Below are 17132 nucleotides of genomic sequence, written 5' to 3' on the forward strand. Positions count from 1 at the left end.
CCGCTGCGGGCTCGTCTCTCACCGAACAGGAGATCCTCATGCGCAAGATCCTTCTCACCACGACCGCTGCGGTCGGGCTCGCCCTCTCCCTCGCCGCCTGCAGCCCGCAGGACTCGGGTACCTCGTCCGCGCCGTCCTCCTCCGCATCGCAGAGCACGGCGGACAACAAGGCGGCTACCGAAGACACGACCGCCAAGACCGGGGAGTTCGCCGGGCTCAACGGCAAGAAAGTGGCCGGGACGGTCTCGGTGTCCGATGCCGAGGTCATGCTCTCGGAGTTCTCCTCGGACGAGGGACCCGACCTGCACGTGTACCTCACCACCGGGACGGACGAGGCCGCGATCGCCGACGGGATGCTCGTCGACGCGGTCTCCTACGACACCGCCACGCAGTCCTTCGCACTGGACGGGGTGAAGACCGGGGAGTACTCGCACGTCGTGATCTACTGCGACAAGGCGAAGGCGGTCTTCGGAGCAGCCGAGCTGTCATGACCGCGCCACGATCCGCCCGCCTCCTGGTCGGCTCGCTGCTGGGAGCAGCCGCCCGGGTGGCGGTCGGCGTCCTGTGGCTCGTCGAGGGGACGCTGAAGTACCGCGCGGGGTTCGGCGCGGCCGACATCGAGCTCGTGGCGCAGAGCGCGCAGGGGAACACGAGGGTGCCGGACTTCTTCGCCCCGATCGGGACGGCGATGTCCTCGGCGTCGGCATTCTTCGGGGCCGCGGTCCCGGCACTGGAGGTCGGGTTGGGCGTCCTCCTCGTGTCGGGGCTGCTCACCCGGATGGCCGCGTTCGTGTCGGTCGGAACCCTGGCGCTCTACTGGAGCGCGGATCAGCTGATCACGCAGTACCCCGTGATGGTGGTGCTGTCCGCGATGGTGCTGCTGGTCGCCGCCTCCGGGCGGTTCGGGGTGGACGGCGCGATACGGGCGCGTCGGGCGAGGCGTCCGGTGGAGGGACCGGGCGTCTGAGTCACCCCCGGTGCCGGCGCCCGAACCGTCGGCGCCGGGGAGGGCTCTCGGGAGGAGACGGCCGCACCGCCCGGCGCTCCCGCCACGCGGCGACCTCCGCCTCGACATCGCGCAGGGGCGTCACGACGGGAGGCCCGCCCTGCAGCTGCCGCCGCGCCTCCCGCACGCGGCGGTTGAAGTCGTCGAGCACGTCGCGCACGTCGGACTCCCGGCCCAGGAGGTCGAGCTGGCCGTCCAGCTCGCGGTCCTCGGTCCGCAGCAGGATGGCCGGCGGCCCGAGCCCGGTCAAACCCTCGGTCTCGATCTTGCGGCGGATCCACCAGTCCGGGTCGTGGTGGTCCCCGAGCCCTTCGAGCGGCTTCCCCGCCCCGGGCAGATCGTCGAAGTCGCCGCGACGAATGGCGACCTGGATGGCGGACTCGACGAACGCGGCCCGATCCACCGCCGCCGCGGCGCCCGGAGGCGCGCCCGCTTCGGCGTCGTCCGCGTCGCTGCCGCCCTGTTGCTGTCGCGCCCGATAGCGCGCAGCGGCTTCGCGGGGATCGGTCATGATGCGCCTCCGTCCGCTCGGAGCTCCTCCTCCACTGTACGTCCGGTGGGGGGCAGCGGCCTCGAAGGCCGGCAGCACGTCCTAGGCTCGGAGGATGGCCGCCCGCTCCCTGAACCGCGAGATCCTGCGTCTGGCGGTCCCCGCTCTCGGCGCGCTCATCGCGGAACCGGCCTTCCTCATCGTCGACGCGGCCCTCGTCGGACACCTCGGCACCGTGCCGCTCGCCGGCCTCGGCATCGCCGGTGCGGTGCTGCAGACGATCGTCGGGCTCATGGTGTTCCTCGCGTACTCCACCACCCCCGCTGTGGCGCGGCGGTTCGGGGCCGGCCGGCCGGGAGAGGCGGTCTCGGTGGGGATCAACGGCATGTGGCTCGCACTCGGCCTCGGCGCCGTGCTCGCGGTCGTCGGGGCCGTGTCCTCCCCCTGGCTCGTCTCCCTGTTCGGGGCGAGCGCCGAGGTCGCCGCACAGGCCAACGAGTACCTCGTGATCTCGATGTGGGGTCTGCCGGCGATGCTGATCGTGTTCGCCGCCACCGGACTCCTGCGCGGAATGCAGGACACCATGACGCCCCTGTGGATCGCGGGCCTCGGCTTCGGCGCGAACGCGGTGCTGAACGGGCTCTTCATCTATGGCCTCGGCTGGGGCATCGCAGGCTCTGCGGCGGGGACGGTGACGGCCCAATGGGGCATGGTCGCCGCGTACGCGTTGGTCGTCCGGCGCCTCGCGTCTCGGCATAGCGCGTCACTGCGCGCCCGGCGTGACGGTCTGCGCCAGACGGCGACGTCGGGCGGGTGGCTGCTCCTGCGTACGGTGAGCCTCCGCGTCGCGCTGCTCGCCACCGTGGGCGTCGCGACCGGGATCGGCACGGAGGAGCTCGCCGGGTGGCAGATCGTGTTCACCATCTTCTCGGCGGCGGCCTTCGCGCTGGACGCGCTCGCGATCGCCGCGCAGGCGCTCATCGGCAAGGAGCTGGGCGCCGGAGACGAGCAGCAGGTGCGGCGCGTCCTGGCGCGGACGGTCGCATGGGGGGCCTGGTTCGGCGTGCTGGTCGGGGCGCTCATCGCGGCATCGTCCGGGGTGCTCGGCATCGTCTTCACGGGCGACCGGGCTGTGGCGGAGGTGGTGCAGCCCGCTCTCCTCGTCCTCGCGGTGGCGCAGCCGATCGCCGGCGTGGTGTTCGTTCTCGACGGGGTGCTCATGGGGGCGAACGACGCCCGCTACCTGGCGATCGCTGGCGGTCTGAACCTCGTGCCCTTCCTGCCTGCGCTCGGCATCATCGCCGCGACAGGCGTCGACGGCACCGCGGGGCTCGTGTGGCTGGCCGTCGCCTTCTTCGGCGTGTACCTGCTCGCGCGGCTGGCGACGCTCGGTTGGCGGGTGCGGTCGGGACGGTGGCTCGCCGTCTCGGCGTGACTCCTCCACGGCCGACGGAAGAGACGACCTCTTCTCGGTCGGCAGCGGGCAGCCGCGACCTGCTCGGCATCGATCCCGTCTGAGCGAGCACGCCTCCCGGTCACGACGCGTGGCGGCGGCACCACTCGTACATGATGACCGCGGCGGCGGCGCTCGCGTTGATCGAGCGGGTCGAGCCGTACTGCGTGATCTCGATGTGACCGGAGGCCGCGGCCAGGGCCTCCGGCGACAGCCCCGGCCCTTCCTGACCGAAGAGGAGGACGCAGGAGCGCGGCAGGTCGGCGCGGTCGACCGGCAGGGCACCGTCGACGTTGTCGATCGCGATGATCGGCAGGCCCTTCGCGCCGGCCCAGGCGGCGAAAGCGGCGATGTCCTCGTGATGCACGACGTGCTGGTACCGGTCGGTCACCATCGCCCCCCGCTTGTTCCAGCGGCGGCGACCGATGATGTGGACCGTGTCCGCGAGGAACGCGTTGGCGCTGCGCACGATCGATCCGATGTTCATGTCGTGCTGCCAGTTCTCGATCGCGACGTGGAAGGGGTGCCGGCGGGTGTCCAGGTCGGCGATGATCGCCTCCATGCGCCAGTACCGGTATCGGTCGATCACGTTGCGGGTGTCGCCCTGCGCGAGGAGCTCGGGATCGTATTGGTCCCCTTCGGGCCAGGACGCGGGGCCGCCCGGCCACGGACCGACTCCGTATCCGGGCTGCGCCAGCGACCCGCCGGGTGCGGTCAGATCCGTGCTCTCGGGGTGCTGCGCATCCATCCCGCCAGGCTATCGCCGTCGCGGAGGGCTCCCGGTGCGACCCCGCCGAGAGCTCTCCGATTTCTTTAGGCACACCGAAAAATGCGCTACGGTTTCGGTGTGCCTAAAAGTTCTCTCGTGACGGCGGCTCCGGCCCGGACCGCTCCGCCGCGCCTGCTGTGGCTGCTCGGGCCGGCACTGGTGGCCGGCGTGGCCTATCTCGACCCGGGCAACGTCGCGAGCAACATGACGGCCGGAGCGCAGTACGGCTATCTGCTCGTCTGGGTGGTCGTCGCCGGCAACGTCATGGCCTGGTTGATCCAGTACCTCTCCGCGAAACTCGGGGTCGTCACCGGTCAGAGCCTCCCCGAAGTCCTGGGCCAGCGGCTGCGGCGGCCGTGGGCGCGCCGCGCGTACTGGATGCAGGCGGAACTGGTGGCGATGGCGACGGACCTCGCCGAGGTCATCGGCGGCGCCGTCGCTCTGAACCTGCTCTTCGGCATCCCGCTGTTGTGGGGCGGCCTCCTCACCGGGGCGGTGTCGATGGCCCTGCTCGCGGTGCAGAGCCGTCGCGGCGCCCGACCGTTCGAGTTCGTCATCATCGGGCTCATGCTCGTCATCACGGTCGGCTTCCTGGCCGGCCTGTTCTTCGCGCCGCCGGATCCGGCCGGCATCGTGAGCGGCCTCGTCCCGCGCTTCCAGGACACGGGCTCCGTGCTGCTGGCCGCCTCGATCCTCGGGGCGACGATCATGCCCCATGCGATCTACGCGCACTCGTCACTCGCCCGCGACCGGTTCGGCGCAGCCACCGCGGCGACCACGCAGGAGGCTGCCCGCACGAAGACCTCCCGGATCCGGCGGCTGCTCACGGCGACGCGCTGGGATGTGACGATCGCGATGGTCATCGCGGGCTCCGTGAACCTCGGTATCCTCCTGCTCGCGGCCGCGAACCTCGCGGGCGTCCCGGGCACCGACTCACTGGAGGGCGCGCACGCCGCCCTCGCCACCGGCCTCGGTCCGGCCGTGGCCACGTTCTTCGCCGTCGGGCTGCTCGCCTCCGGCCTCGCTTCGACCTCCGTAGGCGCCTACGCGGGCGCGGAGATCATGCACGGACTACTGCACGTGCGCATCCCGCTCCTGGCCCGCCGACTGGTGACCCTGATCCCCGCGCTCGTGATCCTCGGCATCGGGGTGGACCCTACGCTCGCGCTCGTCCTCAGCCAGGTCGTGCTGTCGTTCGGGATTCCGTTCGCGCTCATCCCCCTGGTCGTCCTCACGGCGCAGCGCCGCACGCTCGGAGTCTGGGTCAACCGGGTGTGGACGACGGTCGCCGGTGTCGTCGCCTCGGTGCTCCTCATCGCCCTGAACGCGGCCCTGCTGTGGCTGGTGCTGACGGGGGCGTGACGGCGGATAGGCTCGACAGCATGTCTGCCGAATCCGCCCGCCGTACCGTCCGTCTCCTCACCTGGAGCGGCTTCGCGACCGGCGTGATCGGTGGCCTGCTCATCGCCTTCCCGAAGGTGATCGGCCCCGGCAGCCCCTGGGTGCAGCTCGCCCTCGGCGTCGCCACACTGATCCTCGCCTTCCGCGCCCGCAAGGTCGGCATCGCCGAGGTGGAGGGCTTCGACGGGCGCCTGTCGCTCGCCGCCGCCCTCCTCGGATTCCTCGTCCTGTTCTTCGCGGGGCAGGCGACGGTGATCCTGCTCGGCTCCTCGGGCGCCTGACTCGGGCCGCGAGCCCCCGGCGCGACGCGGTCCGCGAAGGCCGAGACCGGACCGCGCCGTAAAGTGGTGGGGTGGCATCCCCGGCAGCTGACGACTACCTGAAGACCGTCTACGCGCACACCGAGTGGCAGGATGCGCCGATCACCCCCTCGGTCCTGGCGGCCAAGCTCGGCATCGCCCCGTCGTCGGTCACGGAGATGGTGAAGAAGCTCGCCGCAGCGGGGCTCGTGTCGCACGTGCCCTACGGCGCAGTGCGGTTGACGGAGGCCGGGACGGCCCGCGCCCTCGCGATGGTGCGCCGCCACCGCCTCATCGAGACCTGGCTCGTGCAGGAGTTCGGGTACGGGTGGGACGAGGTGCACGACGAGGCCGAGGTCCTGGAACACACCATCAGCGATCGCCTGCTCGAGGGCATCGACGAGCGCCTGGGACGACCGCGCTTCGACCCGCACGGGGACGCCATCCCGGACGCGGAGGGCCGCATCGAACGGGAGCCCTTCGTGCTGCTCGCGGATGCCCCGGACGGGCACACCGGACGCGTGCTCCGGGTCGACGACCGCGACCCGGAGCTGCTGCGGATCCTCGAGGCCCAGGGCCTCGCCGTCGGCACGACCGTGACGGTGACGCTCTCCGGCATCTCCGTCGACGGCGCTGCGTCCCCGCTGCCCCCCGCCGCCCGCGACGTGGTGTGGTTGTCGGCCTGACCCCGGTTCGAATCGCGCACTCTGCGGCAGATCGTCCCGGGAGGGGGTCGATCAGGCGATTCGAAAGGAAACGCAGGCCTCTAGGCTGAGCACATGGCACACCGCGACGACATCGAATGCTGGCTCACCGACATGGACGGCGTGCTCGTCCACGAGAACGATGCCATCCCCGGGGCATCCGAACTCCTCGCCGGGTGGGAGCGCAATGAGATCCCCTACCTCGTTCTCACCAACAACTCGATCTTCACCGCGCGCGACCTCTCGGCCCGCCTCCGCGCGAGCGGCCTGATCGTGCCGGAGGAGCGCATCTGGACCTCGGCACTCGCGACCGCCGACTTCCTCGCCCAGCAGCTCCCGGGAGGCTCTGCGTTCGTCATCGGCGAGGCCGGCATCCTCACCGCGCTGCACGAGGCCGGCTTCATCATGACGGAGACGAATCCCGACTTCGTCGTCGTCGGCGAGACCCGCAACTACTCGTTCGAAGCCATCACGAAGGCCATCCGCCACATCATCAACGGCTCGCGCTTCATCGTGACGAACCCGGATGCCACCGGACCGAGCGCCGACGGGGTGCTGCCTGCCACGGGTGCGATCGCCGCCCTCATCACGAAGGCCACGGGCAAGGAGCCGTACGTGGTCGGCAAGCCCAACCCGATGATGTTCCGCTCCGCCCTGAACAAGATCGGCGCACACTCGAAGAAGACCGGCATGATCGGCGACCGGATGGACACGGACATCGTCGCCGGCATCGAGGCGGGCCTGCACACGGTGCTCGTCCTCACCGGTATCAGCGACCAGCGGATCATCGAGCAGTATCCCTTCCGCCCGGACGAGATCGTCGACTCGGTCGCCGATCTCCTGCCGACGATCACCGACTCGATCCCGACCCTCGACGAGGACTGACGTGGGCGCCCTCGACGACGGCGAGCGCGTCACCGCTGCGGATGCCGCGGAATGGCGCGCCTGGCTCGAGGCGAACCACGAACGCACGGCGGGCGTCTGGCTGCTGAGCGTGCGAGGGCGCTCCGCCACCGGCGTCGGCTACGAGGACGCCGTGCGGCAAGCGCTGTGCTTCGGGTGGATCGACGGCCCCGTACGCACATTCGACGAGGACACGAACGGGCAGTGGTTCTCGCCGCGACGGCCGGGGAGCGGCTGGGCGGCGACGAACAAGGCGCGCATCGCGGAGCTCGAGGCGGCGGGGCTCCTCGCTCCCGCCGGCATCAGGGCACTGGAGAGGGCGAAGGCGAACGGCTCGTGGACCGTGCTCGACGGCCCGGAAGCGGGCATCGAACCCCCCGAGCTGACGGCCGCCCTCGACGCCGTGCCCGTAGCGAGGGCGAACTGGGACGCGTTCCCGAAGTCGGTCAAGAAGTTCGGACTCACGCACATCGCGATGGCGAAGCGCCCGGAAACGAAGGCCGCCCGCATCGCGAAACTCGTGGCGGATGCCGCGGAGGGGAGACGCCCGTGAACCAGAGCGACCTGCTGTTCCTCGTCCTGATCCTCATCACGCTCACGTCACTGACGGTCTTCGTCGTGCAGTTCGTGCGCTCCCGCCGCCGCGGCGGCGAGGAGGACGGCCGGGCCGGCTGGTGGGAGGGCCCCTGGGACGACGACGACCGCCGACGCTGAGGCCGGCAGTCGTCCGGAGTCGTCAGGAAGCCAGCGAGGCCCCGGGGATCGCCGCGAGCAGCTCCCGCGTGTAGGGGTGCTGCGGGGCGTCGAAGATGCTCTCCGGCGTGCCGCTCTCGACGACGACACCGCGCTGCATGACGTGCACCTCGTCGGAGATCATCCGCACCACTGCGAGGTCGTGGCTGATGAAGAGATAGCTGAGTCCGAGGCGCTTCTGCAGGTCGGCGAGGAGGTCGAGGATCTGCGCCTGCACCAGCACGTCGAGCGCGGAGACCGCCTCGTCCAGCACCACGAGCTCCGGCTCCAGCGCCAGAGCGCGCGCGATCGCCACGCGCTGCCGCTGCCCGCCGGAGAGTTCATGCGGCAGCCGCTCGGCCATCGCCCCCGGGAGTGCGACCTGCTCCAGAAGCTCCTGGACACGGGCGTGCCGGGAGGACGCGGTGCCGATCCGGTGCACGCGCAGCGGCTCGGCGATCGACTGCTCCACCGTGTAACGCGGGTCGAGCGACGCGTAGGGGTTCTGGAAGACGGGCTGTACGCGGCGGCGCAGGGCGAAGAGCTCCTTGCGACGGAGGGTCGTGAGGTCGGTGCCGTCGAAGAGGATCGACCCCGCGGTCGCGTCCTCCAGGCCGAGCACCATGTTCGCCGTGGTGGACTTTCCCGAGCCGGACTCGCCGACGATGGACACGGTCGTGCCGCGGCGGATCGTGAAGCTGACCCCGTCGACGGCCGTGAAGCTCTGCGGCTCACCCGCCTTCGCGTTGCGGAGCGGGAACTCCTTGCGCAGGTCGCGGATCTCGACGAAGGGCACCGCATCGGAGGCGACCCCGCGCGACGGCACCAGGTCACGGCGGGACGCGAGACTCGGCGCGGCGGCGAGCAGCTGACGGGTGTACTCGTGCTGCGGGTTCCCGAGGACCTCCGACGAGGTGCCCTCCTCCACGACACGGCCGCGGAACATCACGACGATCCGGTCGGCACGCTCGGCCGCGAGGGCGAGGTCGTGCGTGATGAGGAACACCGCGGTGCCGAGCTCGTCGGTCAGCCGGTCGAGCTGATCGAGGATCCGGCGCTGCACCGTGACGTCGAGCGCGGAGGTGGGCTCGTCGGCGATGAGCAGCCGCGGCTTGCACGCGAGCCCCATCGCGATGAGCACCCGCTGGCGCATCCCGCCGGAGAACTCGTGCGGATACTGCGTGGCCCGTCGGGCGGCGTCGGCGATCCCCACCATCTCCAGCAGCTCGACCACCCGGGCTTTCGTCGCGTCTCCGCTGGTGTGGCCGTGCACCTCGAGCGCCTCCCCGATCTGCTCCCCGACGCGCATGAGCGGGTTGAGGTTCGACATCGGATCCTGCGGGACGAGGCCGATGCCGGCCCCGCGGAGGGAGACCATCGCGTTCTCGGGGAGGTCACTGAGCTCGCGGCCGTCGAAGCGGATGCTGCCCGCCGTGATGACGCCGTTCTCGGGCAGCAGGCGGTTGACCGCGGCCGCCGTGGTGGACTTCCCCGAGCCGGATTCGACGACCACGGCGACCGTCTCGCCGGCTGCGATCTCGATCGAGACGTCGCTGATCGCGGTGACCAGTTCCGAGCCGGTCCGGAAGGCGACCGCGAGGCCGTCGATGCTCAGCACGGGCGGGGTGGTGCTCATGGGGTACTCGTTCCTTCATGGTCCAGGAGTGCGGGCAGCGCTGCGCGCCAGAGGGTCTCGGTCGGGGCGATCTCGGCGGCCAGCAGGCGGGTGCTCAGCAGCACGGCTGCGGTGCCGGTGCCGGGGAACAGGCCGAGCGCGCAGCCGGTGTAGCCGGGGTGCCACAGCATCCGGGTGGGCTGCCCGGCGAGCGCGACCGTGTCGCTACGCCAGCCGAGGGCCTGCCCGGGGTCGGGGCCGTCGCGGAACACGTCGGCGACCGCGTCCGGGTGCCACAGGTCGGTGTGCTGCTCGGCGTCGGCCAGGGCGGAGCCGAGCGTGAGCAGGTCGTCGACCGTGCCGAACAGCCCCGCGTGACCGGAGACGCCGCCCAGCGCGTGGAAGCAGTTGCCGTCGTTCACGGCGCCGGCGATCTCGTGCTCGCGCCACGGGAAGTGCCGCCGCGACGTGAGGATCGGGTAGGGCTCGCCGGTCGCGACCATGCGCCGCTCCGCCGCGTCCCCGATGCCGGACGAGGCCACGGGCGCGCCGACCGGACCGTAGCCCGTGTGGTCGAGACCGAGCGGTGCGGTCACGAGCTCGCGCACGGCGGCGTCGAGCGGCACCCCGGTCACCTGGGCGATGAGGCGTCCGAGCAGGATGAAGCCGAGGTCGGAGTAGTGCCGACCCTCGTCGAGGCCGTAGCGCAGCGGCAGCGCGTCGACGGTCGCCGCGGCATCCGCGTGGGTCGGGTCGAGGTACAGCGGCTGCCACTCCCACAGCCCGGCGCGGTGTTGCAGCAGGTGGCGCACGGTGGTGCCCGGCGGGCACGCGGTGCCCGGGAGGAAGCGGTCGACCGGGTCGTCGACGCGGAGGTCGCCCCTGCTCACCAGGCGCAACAGGGCCGTGGTGGTCGCGGCGACCTTCGACACCGACGCCAGGTCGAACGCGGTGTCGCGCCTGACCGGGGTGCCGGCGAGGTCCGCGAATCCGCCCACCGCGACGTCGCGGCCGTCCCGGGTCGTGACACCCGCGGCGACGGCGCGCGGCGCGGTCGCTCCGGAGAGGACCGCGGCGACGGCCTGCGCGGCGCTCACACCCCGGCCCTCCGTGCTCCGTGACCGCTCACGATCCCGCCGCCTCCGTGAGCGTGAGGGTATCGATGGCCGCGACCGGCTCCGGCATCTGCAGCGGGCCGACGCCGGGGGTGATCGTGCCGAGGATCCGCGGTTCGCGCGCGCCCGTCCCGCCGGGGACGATGGCGGGGACCCCGTGCAGGGTCGACCAGCCGATGAGGGCGAGGAGGATGGCCTCCTTGCTGTCGGCGGGGGCGCCGAGCTCGTCGGCCAGGACGACCTCGGTCTGCGGCAGTGCTGCGCGGAGACCGTCCAGGAGCAGCGGGTTGCGGCAACCGCCGCCGGACACCGCGAGGAAGCCGATCCCGGCGGCCTCGACGTCGCGGGCGACCGTGCGGACGGTGAGTTCCGTGAGCGTGCGCACGACGTCGGCGACCGGGATCTCGCGCCCCTGCGCCGCCAGGTGCTCTTGCACGTAGGCGAGGTGGAAGTGCTCCTTGCCCGTGCTCTTCGGTGGGGTGAGCGCGTAGTAGGGGTCGGCGAGCATGGCGTCGAGCAGCTCCTCGTCGACCCGTCCGGTACGGGCGATCGCCGCATCCTCGTCATAGCCCAGGGGGTTGAGGCCATGCTCGACGATGACCGCGTCGACCAGGGCGTTCGCGGGGCCGATGTCGTACGCGACGAGGCCGTCCGGGCGCACGACGGTCATGTTCGAGATGCCGCCGAGGTTCAGGGCCGCCGAGACACCGGCGCGACCCCGGAGCAGCAGCTCGTCGAGGAACGACACGAGCGGCGCGCCGTGTCCGCCCGCGGTGATGTCGCGGATGCGGATGTCCGAGACGACGGGGACACCGACCTTCTCTGCGATCCACGCCGGCTGCCCGATCTGCAGGGTTCCGAGCGCGTGGGCGCCGTCGACCCAGTGGTAGACGGTCTGGCCGTGCGAGCACACGGCGTCGACGCCGCCCACCTCCGCCGCGATGCCCGCCGCGACGTCCGCGAACGCCTGACCGATGAGGGTGTCGAGCTCGGCCACCTCGGCCAGGGTGGTCTGCGCCGGCGGGAGCGCGGCGATGAGGCGCGCCCGCAGCTCGGGGGCGTACGGGACGCTCGTGGACGCGAGCACCGTGCCACGGAGATCGACGCCGTGAGCCGTGAAGCCGCCGTTCGTGGCGAAGTCGACGACGGCCGCGTCGATGCCGTCGTGCGAGGTGCCGGAGATCAGTCCCAGGACGCGCATCAGTTCTCCTCCAGTGCGGTACGCAGACGGCCGTCGGCCGCCGCGAGTCGGTCGGTGGCCGCGGCGAAGTCCTCCCCGCGGCGGATCATGATCGTGGCGAGCTTCACGTCCCACCCGGCGCTCTCCAGCGCGGCGGCCGCCGTGTCGCGATCGACGTCGGCGATCGTCCGCACCATGCGGATCGCGCGCTCGCGGAGCTTGTGGTTCGTGGCCTTCACGTCGACCATCAGGTTGCCGTAGGCCTTGCCGTTCCTCACCATCGCGATGGTCGAGAACATGTTCAGGACGAGCTTCTGCGCCGTGCCGGACTTGAGGCGCGTGGAGCCGGCGAGCACCTCGGGGCCGACCTCGACCTCGATGCCGTGCTCCGCGGTCTCGCTGAGCACGGTGCCCGTGTTGCAGGACAGGCCGATGCTGAGCGCCCCGCGCTCGCGCGCCCTGCGCACCGCCGCCACCACATACGGCGTACGGCCGCTGGACGCGATGCCGATCACGGTGTCGAGCGGACCGATGCCGGCCTCGTCGATCGCGGCGGCTCCGGCCGCAGCGTCGTCCTCCGCACCCTCGACCGGGTTCACGATCGCGCCGGGCCCCCCGGCCATGATCGCGAACACGAGCTCCGGCGGAGTGCTGAAGGTCGGCGGGCACTCGGAGGCGTCGAGCACGCCGATGCGACCAGGGGTGCCGGCGCCCACGTAGACGAGGCGGCCGCCCTGAGCCATGCGTTCCGCGGTCTGCTCGATCGCCGGGACGATCTGCGGCAGCGCGCGCTGCACGGCCGCGGGCACGGTGGCGTCTGCCTCGTTCATGGTCTGCGCGAGTTCCGCCACACTCATCCGGTCGAGCCGGGCGTACCGGGGGTCGCTCGCCTCGGTGGCGAGGGAGCCCAGGTCCTCCGCGATCATCGCTTGCCCCGGTTTCGCGGGTCGAGGCTGTCACGCAGTCCGTCGCCGAGGAGGTTGAGCCCGACGACGAGCAGCACGACGATCACCCCGGGCGCGATCATCGTCCACGGGGCGATGGTCACGAGGGTGCGCGCCTCGAAGATCATCGACCCGAGCGACGGCGCGGGCGGCGGGGTGCCGAGTCCGAGGAAGCTCAGCGAGGCCTCCGTGAGCACCGCCCACGAGAGCGACAGGGTGACCTGCACGATGATGATCGACGTGATGTTCGGCAGCACATGGCGGAACATGGTCGCCATCCGCGCCTGACCGGTGCTCTTGGCCGCCTTGACGTACTCCACCTCCCGGAGCGAGAGCACGGGGCCACGGGTCACGCGGATGAAGATCGGCACGTAGACGATCGCGATGGCCACCGCGATGGTGAACCAGTTGCGGTCGAACACCGACGCGAGCGACAGGGCGAGCAGCAGCGGCGGGAACGCGAAGAGCACGTTCGTCACGGCCGTGATCGCTCCGTCGGAGATGCCGCGGTAGAACCCCGCGATCAGTCCGCACACGGTGCCGACCACGGTCGCGAACGCCACGGCGACGACGGAGATGAGGGCCGAGTTGGCGACACCGGCGGCCACACGGGAGAACACGTCACGACCGAACTGGTCGGTCCCGAACCAGTGCATCGCGGACGGCGGCTGCAGGCGCGAGGGCGGATCCTGGGCGAGCGGGTCGAACGGGAGGAGGCCGAACGCCGAGACGAGGCTGAGCACCGCGAGCAGCGCGACGATGACGATGCCCGCGAGTCCGCTGCGGCTGCGCAGCAGAAGCCGCACGCGCTCCATGGTGCGCCCACTGCCGGGGGCGAGGGCCGGGGTCTGAGAGATGTCGGTCATGCGGCACGCACCCGGGGGTCGATGACCCGGTAGAGCAGGTCGGTGAGCAGGTTGACGATGACGAAGGCGAGGGCGATCACCAGGACGGTGCTCTGCACGAGCGCATACTCCTTCTGCTGGATGCCGAGCAGCACCTGGCGGCCGATGCCGGGCAGGGAGAAGATCTGCTCCACCACGACCGCGCCACCCAGCAGGTAGCCGAACTGCAGACCGGTCATGGTGACGATCGGCACGAGGGCGTTGCCCAGCACGTGGCGCACCTGGAGGCGGCGAGGCGGCACGCCCTTGGCCTTCGCGGTGCGGATGAAATCGTTCGCTCGGATCTCCAGCACCGCCGTGCGGGTGGTGCGCATGATCGGCGCGGCGATGCCGAAGCCGAGGACGATCGACGGCAGGAGCATCTGCTGGAGGTTCAGCAACGGGTCGTCGAAGAGCCGCGCGTAGCCCTGACCGTTGGGGTTGAAGCCGAGCGACTGCGCGAGGATCGCGAGCAGCGCCGTGCCGAGCAGGAACGCGGGGATGGAGAGGCCGGCGAGGCCGACGACCTGACCGACGCCGTCACGGAAAGAGTCGGGCTTCGAGGCGGACAGCATGCCGAGCGGGATGCCGATGGCGAGCGCGATGACGATCGAGAAGATCGCGAGCTCGAAGGTGACGGGCAGCGCGGCCGCGGTGAGGTCGAGCACGCTGGTCTGCGCCCGGGAGGAGAAGCCGAGGTTGCCGGTGAAGATGTTGCCCAGCCACGAGAAGAACTGCACGACGAGCGGCTGGTCGAGGCCGTAGTAGGCCTCCAGCGCCTCGCGCTGCGCCGGCGTGAGGGCGGCCGCCTCGGTGCCGAGACCGGAGCTGATCTGGTCGCCGGGGATGGCGCGGAGCATCAGGAAGACGAAGACGGCGACGCCGAAGAGGGTGCCGAGGGCTGCGAGGATGCGTCGCAGCACGCTGTTGCGGAGGAGCTGTCTGAACATGCGCGTGGGAGAGGTGCCTGTCGTCGGGGAGCCGAGGGGGCGCGGGCGTCCGCGCCCCCTCGTTCCGCTACTGGAGGGAGGTGGTTCGCAGGTACTGCAGCGAGCCGTTCGCCATCGGGGTGAAGCCGTCGACGGTCGAGGCCGTGGCGGTGTAGGTGTAGCTGGTGAAGAGCCAGATCCAGGCGGCGTTGTCCTCGAGGTTCTCGGAGACCTGCGCGTAGATCTCCTTGCGCTTCTCGGGGTCGGCCGTCTCGCGACCCTCGGCGAACAGCGCATCGAGCTCGGGCGAGGAGTACCCCGCGACCTGGTTCAGGTTGCCTGTGCTGGTGAAGTAGCGGCCGTACATGCCGTCGGGGTCGGGGCGTCCGCCGTTGAGGGCGACTGCCGCGTCGAAGTCGGCCGCGATCCAGCGATCCACGAACGCGCCGGACTCGAGCACTTCGAGGTCGAGGGTGATGTTCGCGTCGGCGAGCTGCGCCTTGAGGTTCTGCGCCTCGTTGACGGAGGTGGCGTACTCGCCCTGCGACACGATCGTCTTGACGGTGACGCCGTCCTCCTTGCCGGCCTTCTTCAGGTACTCGGCGGCCTTGTCGAGGTCGCGCTCCGGGCACGGACGCGCCTCGGGGTCCGACTTGAACGCGGGAGAGGTGATCGGACCGGTGACCTCGCCCTCGCCCAGCGCGGCGGTGTCGAGCACTTCCTGGCGGTCGATCGCGCACTGCATCGCGAGGCGCACGTTCACGTCGGCGAGATCGCCGCGCGTGGCGTTGAGCTGCAGGGCGTGGTAGCTGAGCTGCGGCGTGGTCGCGACCTCGACGTTGGCGCCCTCGGCGGTCTGCGCGACGAGCGGGTCGTCGAACACGGCGAGCTGCACGTTGCCGGACTGCATCGCCGAGACGATGGAGGACTCGTCCGGGATCACGCGGAACTCGACGGAGTCGAGCAGGGCGGTGTCTCCCCAGTAGTCGTCGTTCTTGGCCAGCGTGAGCGACTGGCTCGGCGAGCGGTCCTCCAGCACGAACGGTCCGGTACCGTTCGGGGTGGTGTTGAGCGCCTCCTCGGTGTCGTCCGACGAGAGCATCGCCATGTTGATGACGGCGAGGTTCGCGGGCAGCGCGGCGTCGGGGGCGCTGAGGGTGAGGGTGACGGTGCTCTCGTCGGTGGCCTCGACCGCGGCGACCGAGGCGAGCGAGCTCGCGGCCACGGCGGCGGTCGCCTCGTCGGCGATCGCGTCGAGCGAGTACTTCACGTCGGCCGAGTCGAAGGCGCTGCCGTCCGCGAACGTCACCCCCTCGCGGAGGTGGAAGGTGACCGTGAGGCCGTCATCCGAGACGTCCCAGGATTCGGCGAGGCCGGGGACGACGTTGAGCTCCTCGTCGAACTCCGTCAGCGTGCCGTACAGGTTCTGCAGGACGTTGACCGCCTGGAACTGCGTGGCCTTCCACGGGAAGAGCGTGTCGGGATCGCTGGTGACGCCGATGACGAGGTCGCCGCCGGAGGCATTCGATCCCCCCTCGGACGGGTTCGATGCCGGCGCGGAACACCCGGTGATGACGAGCGCCGCGGCGACGCCCGTGGCGGTGAGGGCGCCGAGAGACGCCCACCGTGCTGTGCTCATTGCTGTTTCCTCCTGGCTGGGACCGCGTCGCCCTGGCTCGGATCAGGCGGTGCTGCCTGATGCCCCGCGAACACCGTCGGTCTGGGTGAGTACCAAAAGTACACGAAAGCACCTGCGCATGTAACAGAAGTTCCTCTAGTGTTATGAACACCGATCGGAGACCCCATGCCCCACGACGCCGCCCGCGACGACGCCGGCGCCCACCCCGTGCTGGTGCGCATGCGCGCCCTGCGCCCCGAGCTCCGCCCGAGCGAGCAGCGCATCGCCGATCTCTTCCTCGCCGATCCCGCCGGGACCGCCGGACTCTCGGTCGCCGAACTCGCGCACCGCTGCGACACGTCGACCACCTCCGTCGTCCGGTTCTGCAAGCGCCTCGGCTACGAGCACGTGCGCGAGCTGCGCAACCACGTGCTGCGCGAGGTCGAGCGCGAGACGTTCGACACCGCCGCCCTCCCGGCGGTCTCCGGCGACATCGACCGCAACGACACGCTGGCCGACATCGTCGCGAAGGTGTCCCTCGCGGAGACGCTCTCGCTCGCCGACACCGCCAAGGTGCTCGACACCGAGTCGCTGCGTGCCACCGTCGAGGCGATCACCTCCTCGACCCGCGTCGACATCTTCGGCGTGGGGGCGAGCTCCATCGTCGGACTCGATCTGCAGCGCAAGCTCACCCGCATCGGGCGGACGGCGCTGGAGTGGTCCGATCCGCACGCGGCCTGGACCTCGGCGGCCACCCTCGGGCCGGGGAACGTCGCCATCGCCGTCTCGCACACGGGCGCCACGACCGACACCATCGAGTTCCTCCTGCTCGCGCGCCGGGCCGGCGCGACGACCATCGCCATCACCAACCACGCCGGATCCCCTCTCGCCGGACAGGCCGACATCGTGCTGACGACCGCGGCGCGCGAGACGGGCTTCCGTTCCGGCGCGCTGGGCAGCCGGATCGCGCAGCTCATGGTCGTCGACTGCATCTTCATCGGGGTCGCGCAGTCCAATTACGACCGTTCGATGGAAGCGCTGCGTGACACCTTCGCCGCCGTGCACCACGTGCGCGCGGGCGGGGCGTGAG

At 71.1% G+C, this 17132-nt stretch carries 19 protein-coding genes; 10 read left to right on the forward strand and 9 right to left on the reverse strand.

The window, feature by feature from the left end; genetic code table 11:
- Positions 1-38: 38 nt before the first annotated feature.
- A complete protein-coding gene (locus FY549_RS03035; protein WP_149083774.1) occupies positions 39-491 on the forward strand; it encodes a DM13 domain-containing protein in 453 nt (150 codons plus the stop codon).
- The gene (locus FY549_RS03040) at positions 488-967 is read left to right on the forward strand and encodes a DoxX family membrane protein (protein ID WP_149083775.1); all 480 of its coding nucleotides are present in this window, start codon (positions 488-490) and stop codon (positions 965-967) included. The genes FY549_RS03035 and FY549_RS03040 overlap by 4 nt, the downstream gene beginning before the upstream one ends.
- A 1-nt stretch (position 968) precedes the next feature.
- On the opposite strand, the gene FY549_RS03045 is transcribed toward FY549_RS03040, so the two are convergent.
- The gene (locus FY549_RS03045; RefSeq protein WP_149083776.1) at positions 969-1517 is read right to left on the reverse strand and encodes a DUF1992 domain-containing protein; all 549 of its coding nucleotides are present in this window, start codon (positions 1515-1517) and stop codon (positions 969-971) included.
- Positions 1518-1611: 94 nt separating this feature from the next.
- Between FY549_RS03045 and FY549_RS03050 the strand changes: the two genes are divergently transcribed.
- On the forward strand, positions 1612-2931 hold the full coding sequence (locus FY549_RS03050; RefSeq protein ID WP_149083777.1) for an MATE family efflux transporter: 1320 nt from the start codon (positions 1612-1614) through the stop codon (positions 2929-2931).
- A 100-nt stretch (positions 2932-3031) separates the two neighbouring features.
- On the opposite strand, the gene FY549_RS03055 is transcribed toward FY549_RS03050, so the two are convergent.
- Complete coding sequence (locus tag FY549_RS03055; protein ID WP_149083778.1) at positions 3032-3697, reverse strand: TrmH family RNA methyltransferase; 666 nt, start codon at positions 3695-3697, stop codon at positions 3032-3034.
- Between the two features lie 81 nt (positions 3698-3778).
- Between FY549_RS03055 and FY549_RS03060 the strand changes: the two genes are divergently transcribed.
- The 6 genes from FY549_RS03060 (at position 3779) to FY549_RS16425 (ending at position 7739) form a co-directional block, all read left to right on the forward strand.
- Entirely contained in the window at positions 3779-5080 is a 1302-nt protein-coding gene (locus FY549_RS03060; protein ID WP_200838632.1) for an Nramp family divalent metal transporter, read from the forward strand.
- A 20-nt stretch (positions 5081-5100) separates the two neighbouring features.
- Positions 5101-5400: a hypothetical protein gene (locus FY549_RS03065; protein ID WP_149083780.1), complete on the forward strand. Its 300-nt coding sequence runs from the start codon at positions 5101-5103 to the stop codon at positions 5398-5400.
- Positions 5401-5471: 71 nt separating this feature from the next.
- Positions 5472-6104, forward strand: a complete 633-nt coding sequence (locus FY549_RS03070; RefSeq protein ID WP_149083781.1) for a metal-dependent transcriptional regulator — start codon at positions 5472-5474, stop codon at positions 6102-6104.
- 93 nt (positions 6105-6197) lie between these two features.
- Entirely contained in the window at positions 6198-7007 is an 810-nt protein-coding gene (locus FY549_RS03075) for an HAD-IIA family hydrolase (RefSeq protein WP_025104898.1), read from the forward strand.
- Between the two features lies 1 nt (position 7008).
- On the forward strand, positions 7009-7578 hold the full coding sequence (locus FY549_RS03080; RefSeq protein ID WP_149083782.1) for a YdeI/OmpD-associated family protein: 570 nt from the start codon (positions 7009-7011) through the stop codon (positions 7576-7578).
- A complete protein-coding gene (locus FY549_RS16425) occupies positions 7575-7739 on the forward strand; it encodes a hypothetical protein (RefSeq protein WP_187614912.1) in 165 nt (54 codons plus the stop codon). The genes FY549_RS03080 and FY549_RS16425 overlap by 4 nt, the downstream gene beginning before the upstream one ends.
- Before the next feature lie 22 nt (positions 7740-7761).
- Here FY549_RS16425 and FY549_RS03085 read toward each other — a convergent pair whose 3' ends face one another.
- From FY549_RS03085 to FY549_RS03115, 7 genes are all read right to left on the reverse strand, one after another.
- The gene (locus tag FY549_RS03085; protein ID WP_149083783.1) at positions 7762-9393 is read right to left on the reverse strand and encodes an ABC transporter ATP-binding protein; all 1632 of its coding nucleotides are present in this window, start codon (positions 9391-9393) and stop codon (positions 7762-7764) included.
- Positions 9390-10469 carry a serine hydrolase domain-containing protein gene (locus FY549_RS03090; protein WP_159463154.1) on the reverse strand — a complete coding sequence of 360 codons (1080 nt, stop codon included), beginning with the start codon at positions 10467-10469 and terminating at the stop codon, positions 9390-9392. Before FY549_RS03090 ends, FY549_RS03085 begins: the two co-directional genes overlap by 4 nt.
- Positions 10470-10497: 28 nt before the next feature.
- Positions 10498-11688, reverse strand: a complete 1191-nt coding sequence (locus FY549_RS03095) for an anhydro-N-acetylmuramic acid kinase (RefSeq protein ID WP_149083785.1) — start codon at positions 11686-11688, stop codon at positions 10498-10500.
- Positions 11688-12593, reverse strand: coding sequence for an N-acetylmuramic acid 6-phosphate etherase (murQ, locus tag FY549_RS03100; protein WP_149083786.1), 906 nt, complete (start codon positions 12591-12593; stop codon positions 11688-11690). Before murQ ends, FY549_RS03095 begins: the two co-directional genes overlap by 1 nt.
- Positions 12590-13477 (reverse strand): ABC transporter permease, encoded by an 888-nt coding sequence (locus tag FY549_RS03105; protein ID WP_149083787.1) that lies wholly within the window; start codon positions 13475-13477, stop codon positions 12590-12592. Before FY549_RS03105 ends, murQ begins: the two co-directional genes overlap by 4 nt.
- Positions 13474-14445, reverse strand: coding sequence for an ABC transporter permease (locus FY549_RS03110; protein WP_149083788.1), 972 nt, complete (start codon positions 14443-14445; stop codon positions 13474-13476). Before FY549_RS03110 ends, FY549_RS03105 begins: the two co-directional genes overlap by 4 nt.
- Positions 14446-14512: 67 nt before the next feature.
- Positions 14513-16063, reverse strand: coding sequence for an ABC transporter substrate-binding protein (locus FY549_RS03115; RefSeq protein ID WP_149083789.1), 1551 nt, complete (start codon positions 16061-16063; stop codon positions 14513-14515).
- 165 nt (positions 16064-16228) lie between these two features.
- On the opposite strand from FY549_RS03115, the gene FY549_RS03120 reads away from it, so the two are divergent.
- Positions 16229-17131, forward strand: coding sequence for a MurR/RpiR family transcriptional regulator (locus tag FY549_RS03120; protein WP_149083790.1), 903 nt, complete (start codon positions 16229-16231; stop codon positions 17129-17131).
- The last annotated feature ends 1 nt before the right edge of the window (position 17132 follow it).

This window comes from Microbacterium sp. 1S1, from assembly GCF_008271365.1.
GTDB lineage: Bacteria > Actinomycetota > Actinomycetes > Actinomycetales > Microbacteriaceae > Microbacterium.

Coding starts and splice junctions, on each gene's coding strand:
- FY549_RS03035 (WP_149083774.1), top strand. CDS start 39: ATGCGCAAGATCCTTCTCACCACGACCGCTGCGGTCGGGCTCGCCCTC.
- FY549_RS03040 (WP_149083775.1), top strand. CDS start 488: ATGACCGCGCCACGATCCGCCCGCCTCCTGGTCGGCTCGCTGCTGGGA.
- FY549_RS03045 (WP_149083776.1), bottom strand. CDS start 1,517: ATGACCGATCCCCGCGAAGCCGCTGCGCGCTATCGGGCGCGACAGCAA.
- FY549_RS03050 (WP_149083777.1), top strand. CDS start 1,612: ATGGCCGCCCGCTCCCTGAACCGCGAGATCCTGCGTCTGGCGGTCCCC.
- FY549_RS03055 (WP_149083778.1), bottom strand. CDS start 3,697: ATGGATGCGCAGCACCCCGAGAGCACGGATCTGACCGCACCCGGCGGG.
- FY549_RS03060 (WP_200838632.1), top strand. CDS start 3,779: ATGCGCTACGGTTTCGGTGTGCCTAAAAGTTCTCTCGTGACGGCGGCT.
- FY549_RS03065 (WP_149083780.1), top strand. CDS start 5,101: ATGTCTGCCGAATCCGCCCGCCGTACCGTCCGTCTCCTCACCTGGAGC.
- FY549_RS03075 (WP_025104898.1), top strand. CDS start 6,198: ATGGCACACCGCGACGACATCGAATGCTGGCTCACCGACATGGACGGC.
- FY549_RS03085 (WP_149083783.1), bottom strand. CDS start 9,393: ATGAGCACCACCCCGCCCGTGCTGAGCATCGACGGCCTCGCGGTCGCC.
- FY549_RS03095 (WP_149083785.1), bottom strand. CDS start 11,688: ATGCGCGTCCTGGGACTGATCTCCGGCACCTCGCACGACGGCATCGAC.
- murQ (WP_149083786.1), bottom strand. CDS start 12,593: ATGATCGCGGAGGACCTGGGCTCCCTCGCCACCGAGGCGAGCGACCCC.
- FY549_RS03105 (WP_149083787.1), bottom strand. CDS start 13,477: ATGACCGACATCTCTCAGACCCCGGCCCTCGCCCCCGGCAGTGGGCGC.
- FY549_RS03110 (WP_149083788.1), bottom strand. CDS start 14,445: ATGTTCAGACAGCTCCTCCGCAACAGCGTGCTGCGACGCATCCTCGCA.
- FY549_RS03115 (WP_149083789.1), bottom strand. CDS start 16,063: ATGAGCACAGCACGGTGGGCGTCTCTCGGCGCCCTCACCGCCACGGGC.
- FY549_RS03120 (WP_149083790.1), top strand. CDS start 16,229: ATGCCCCACGACGCCGCCCGCGACGACGCCGGCGCCCACCCCGTGCTG.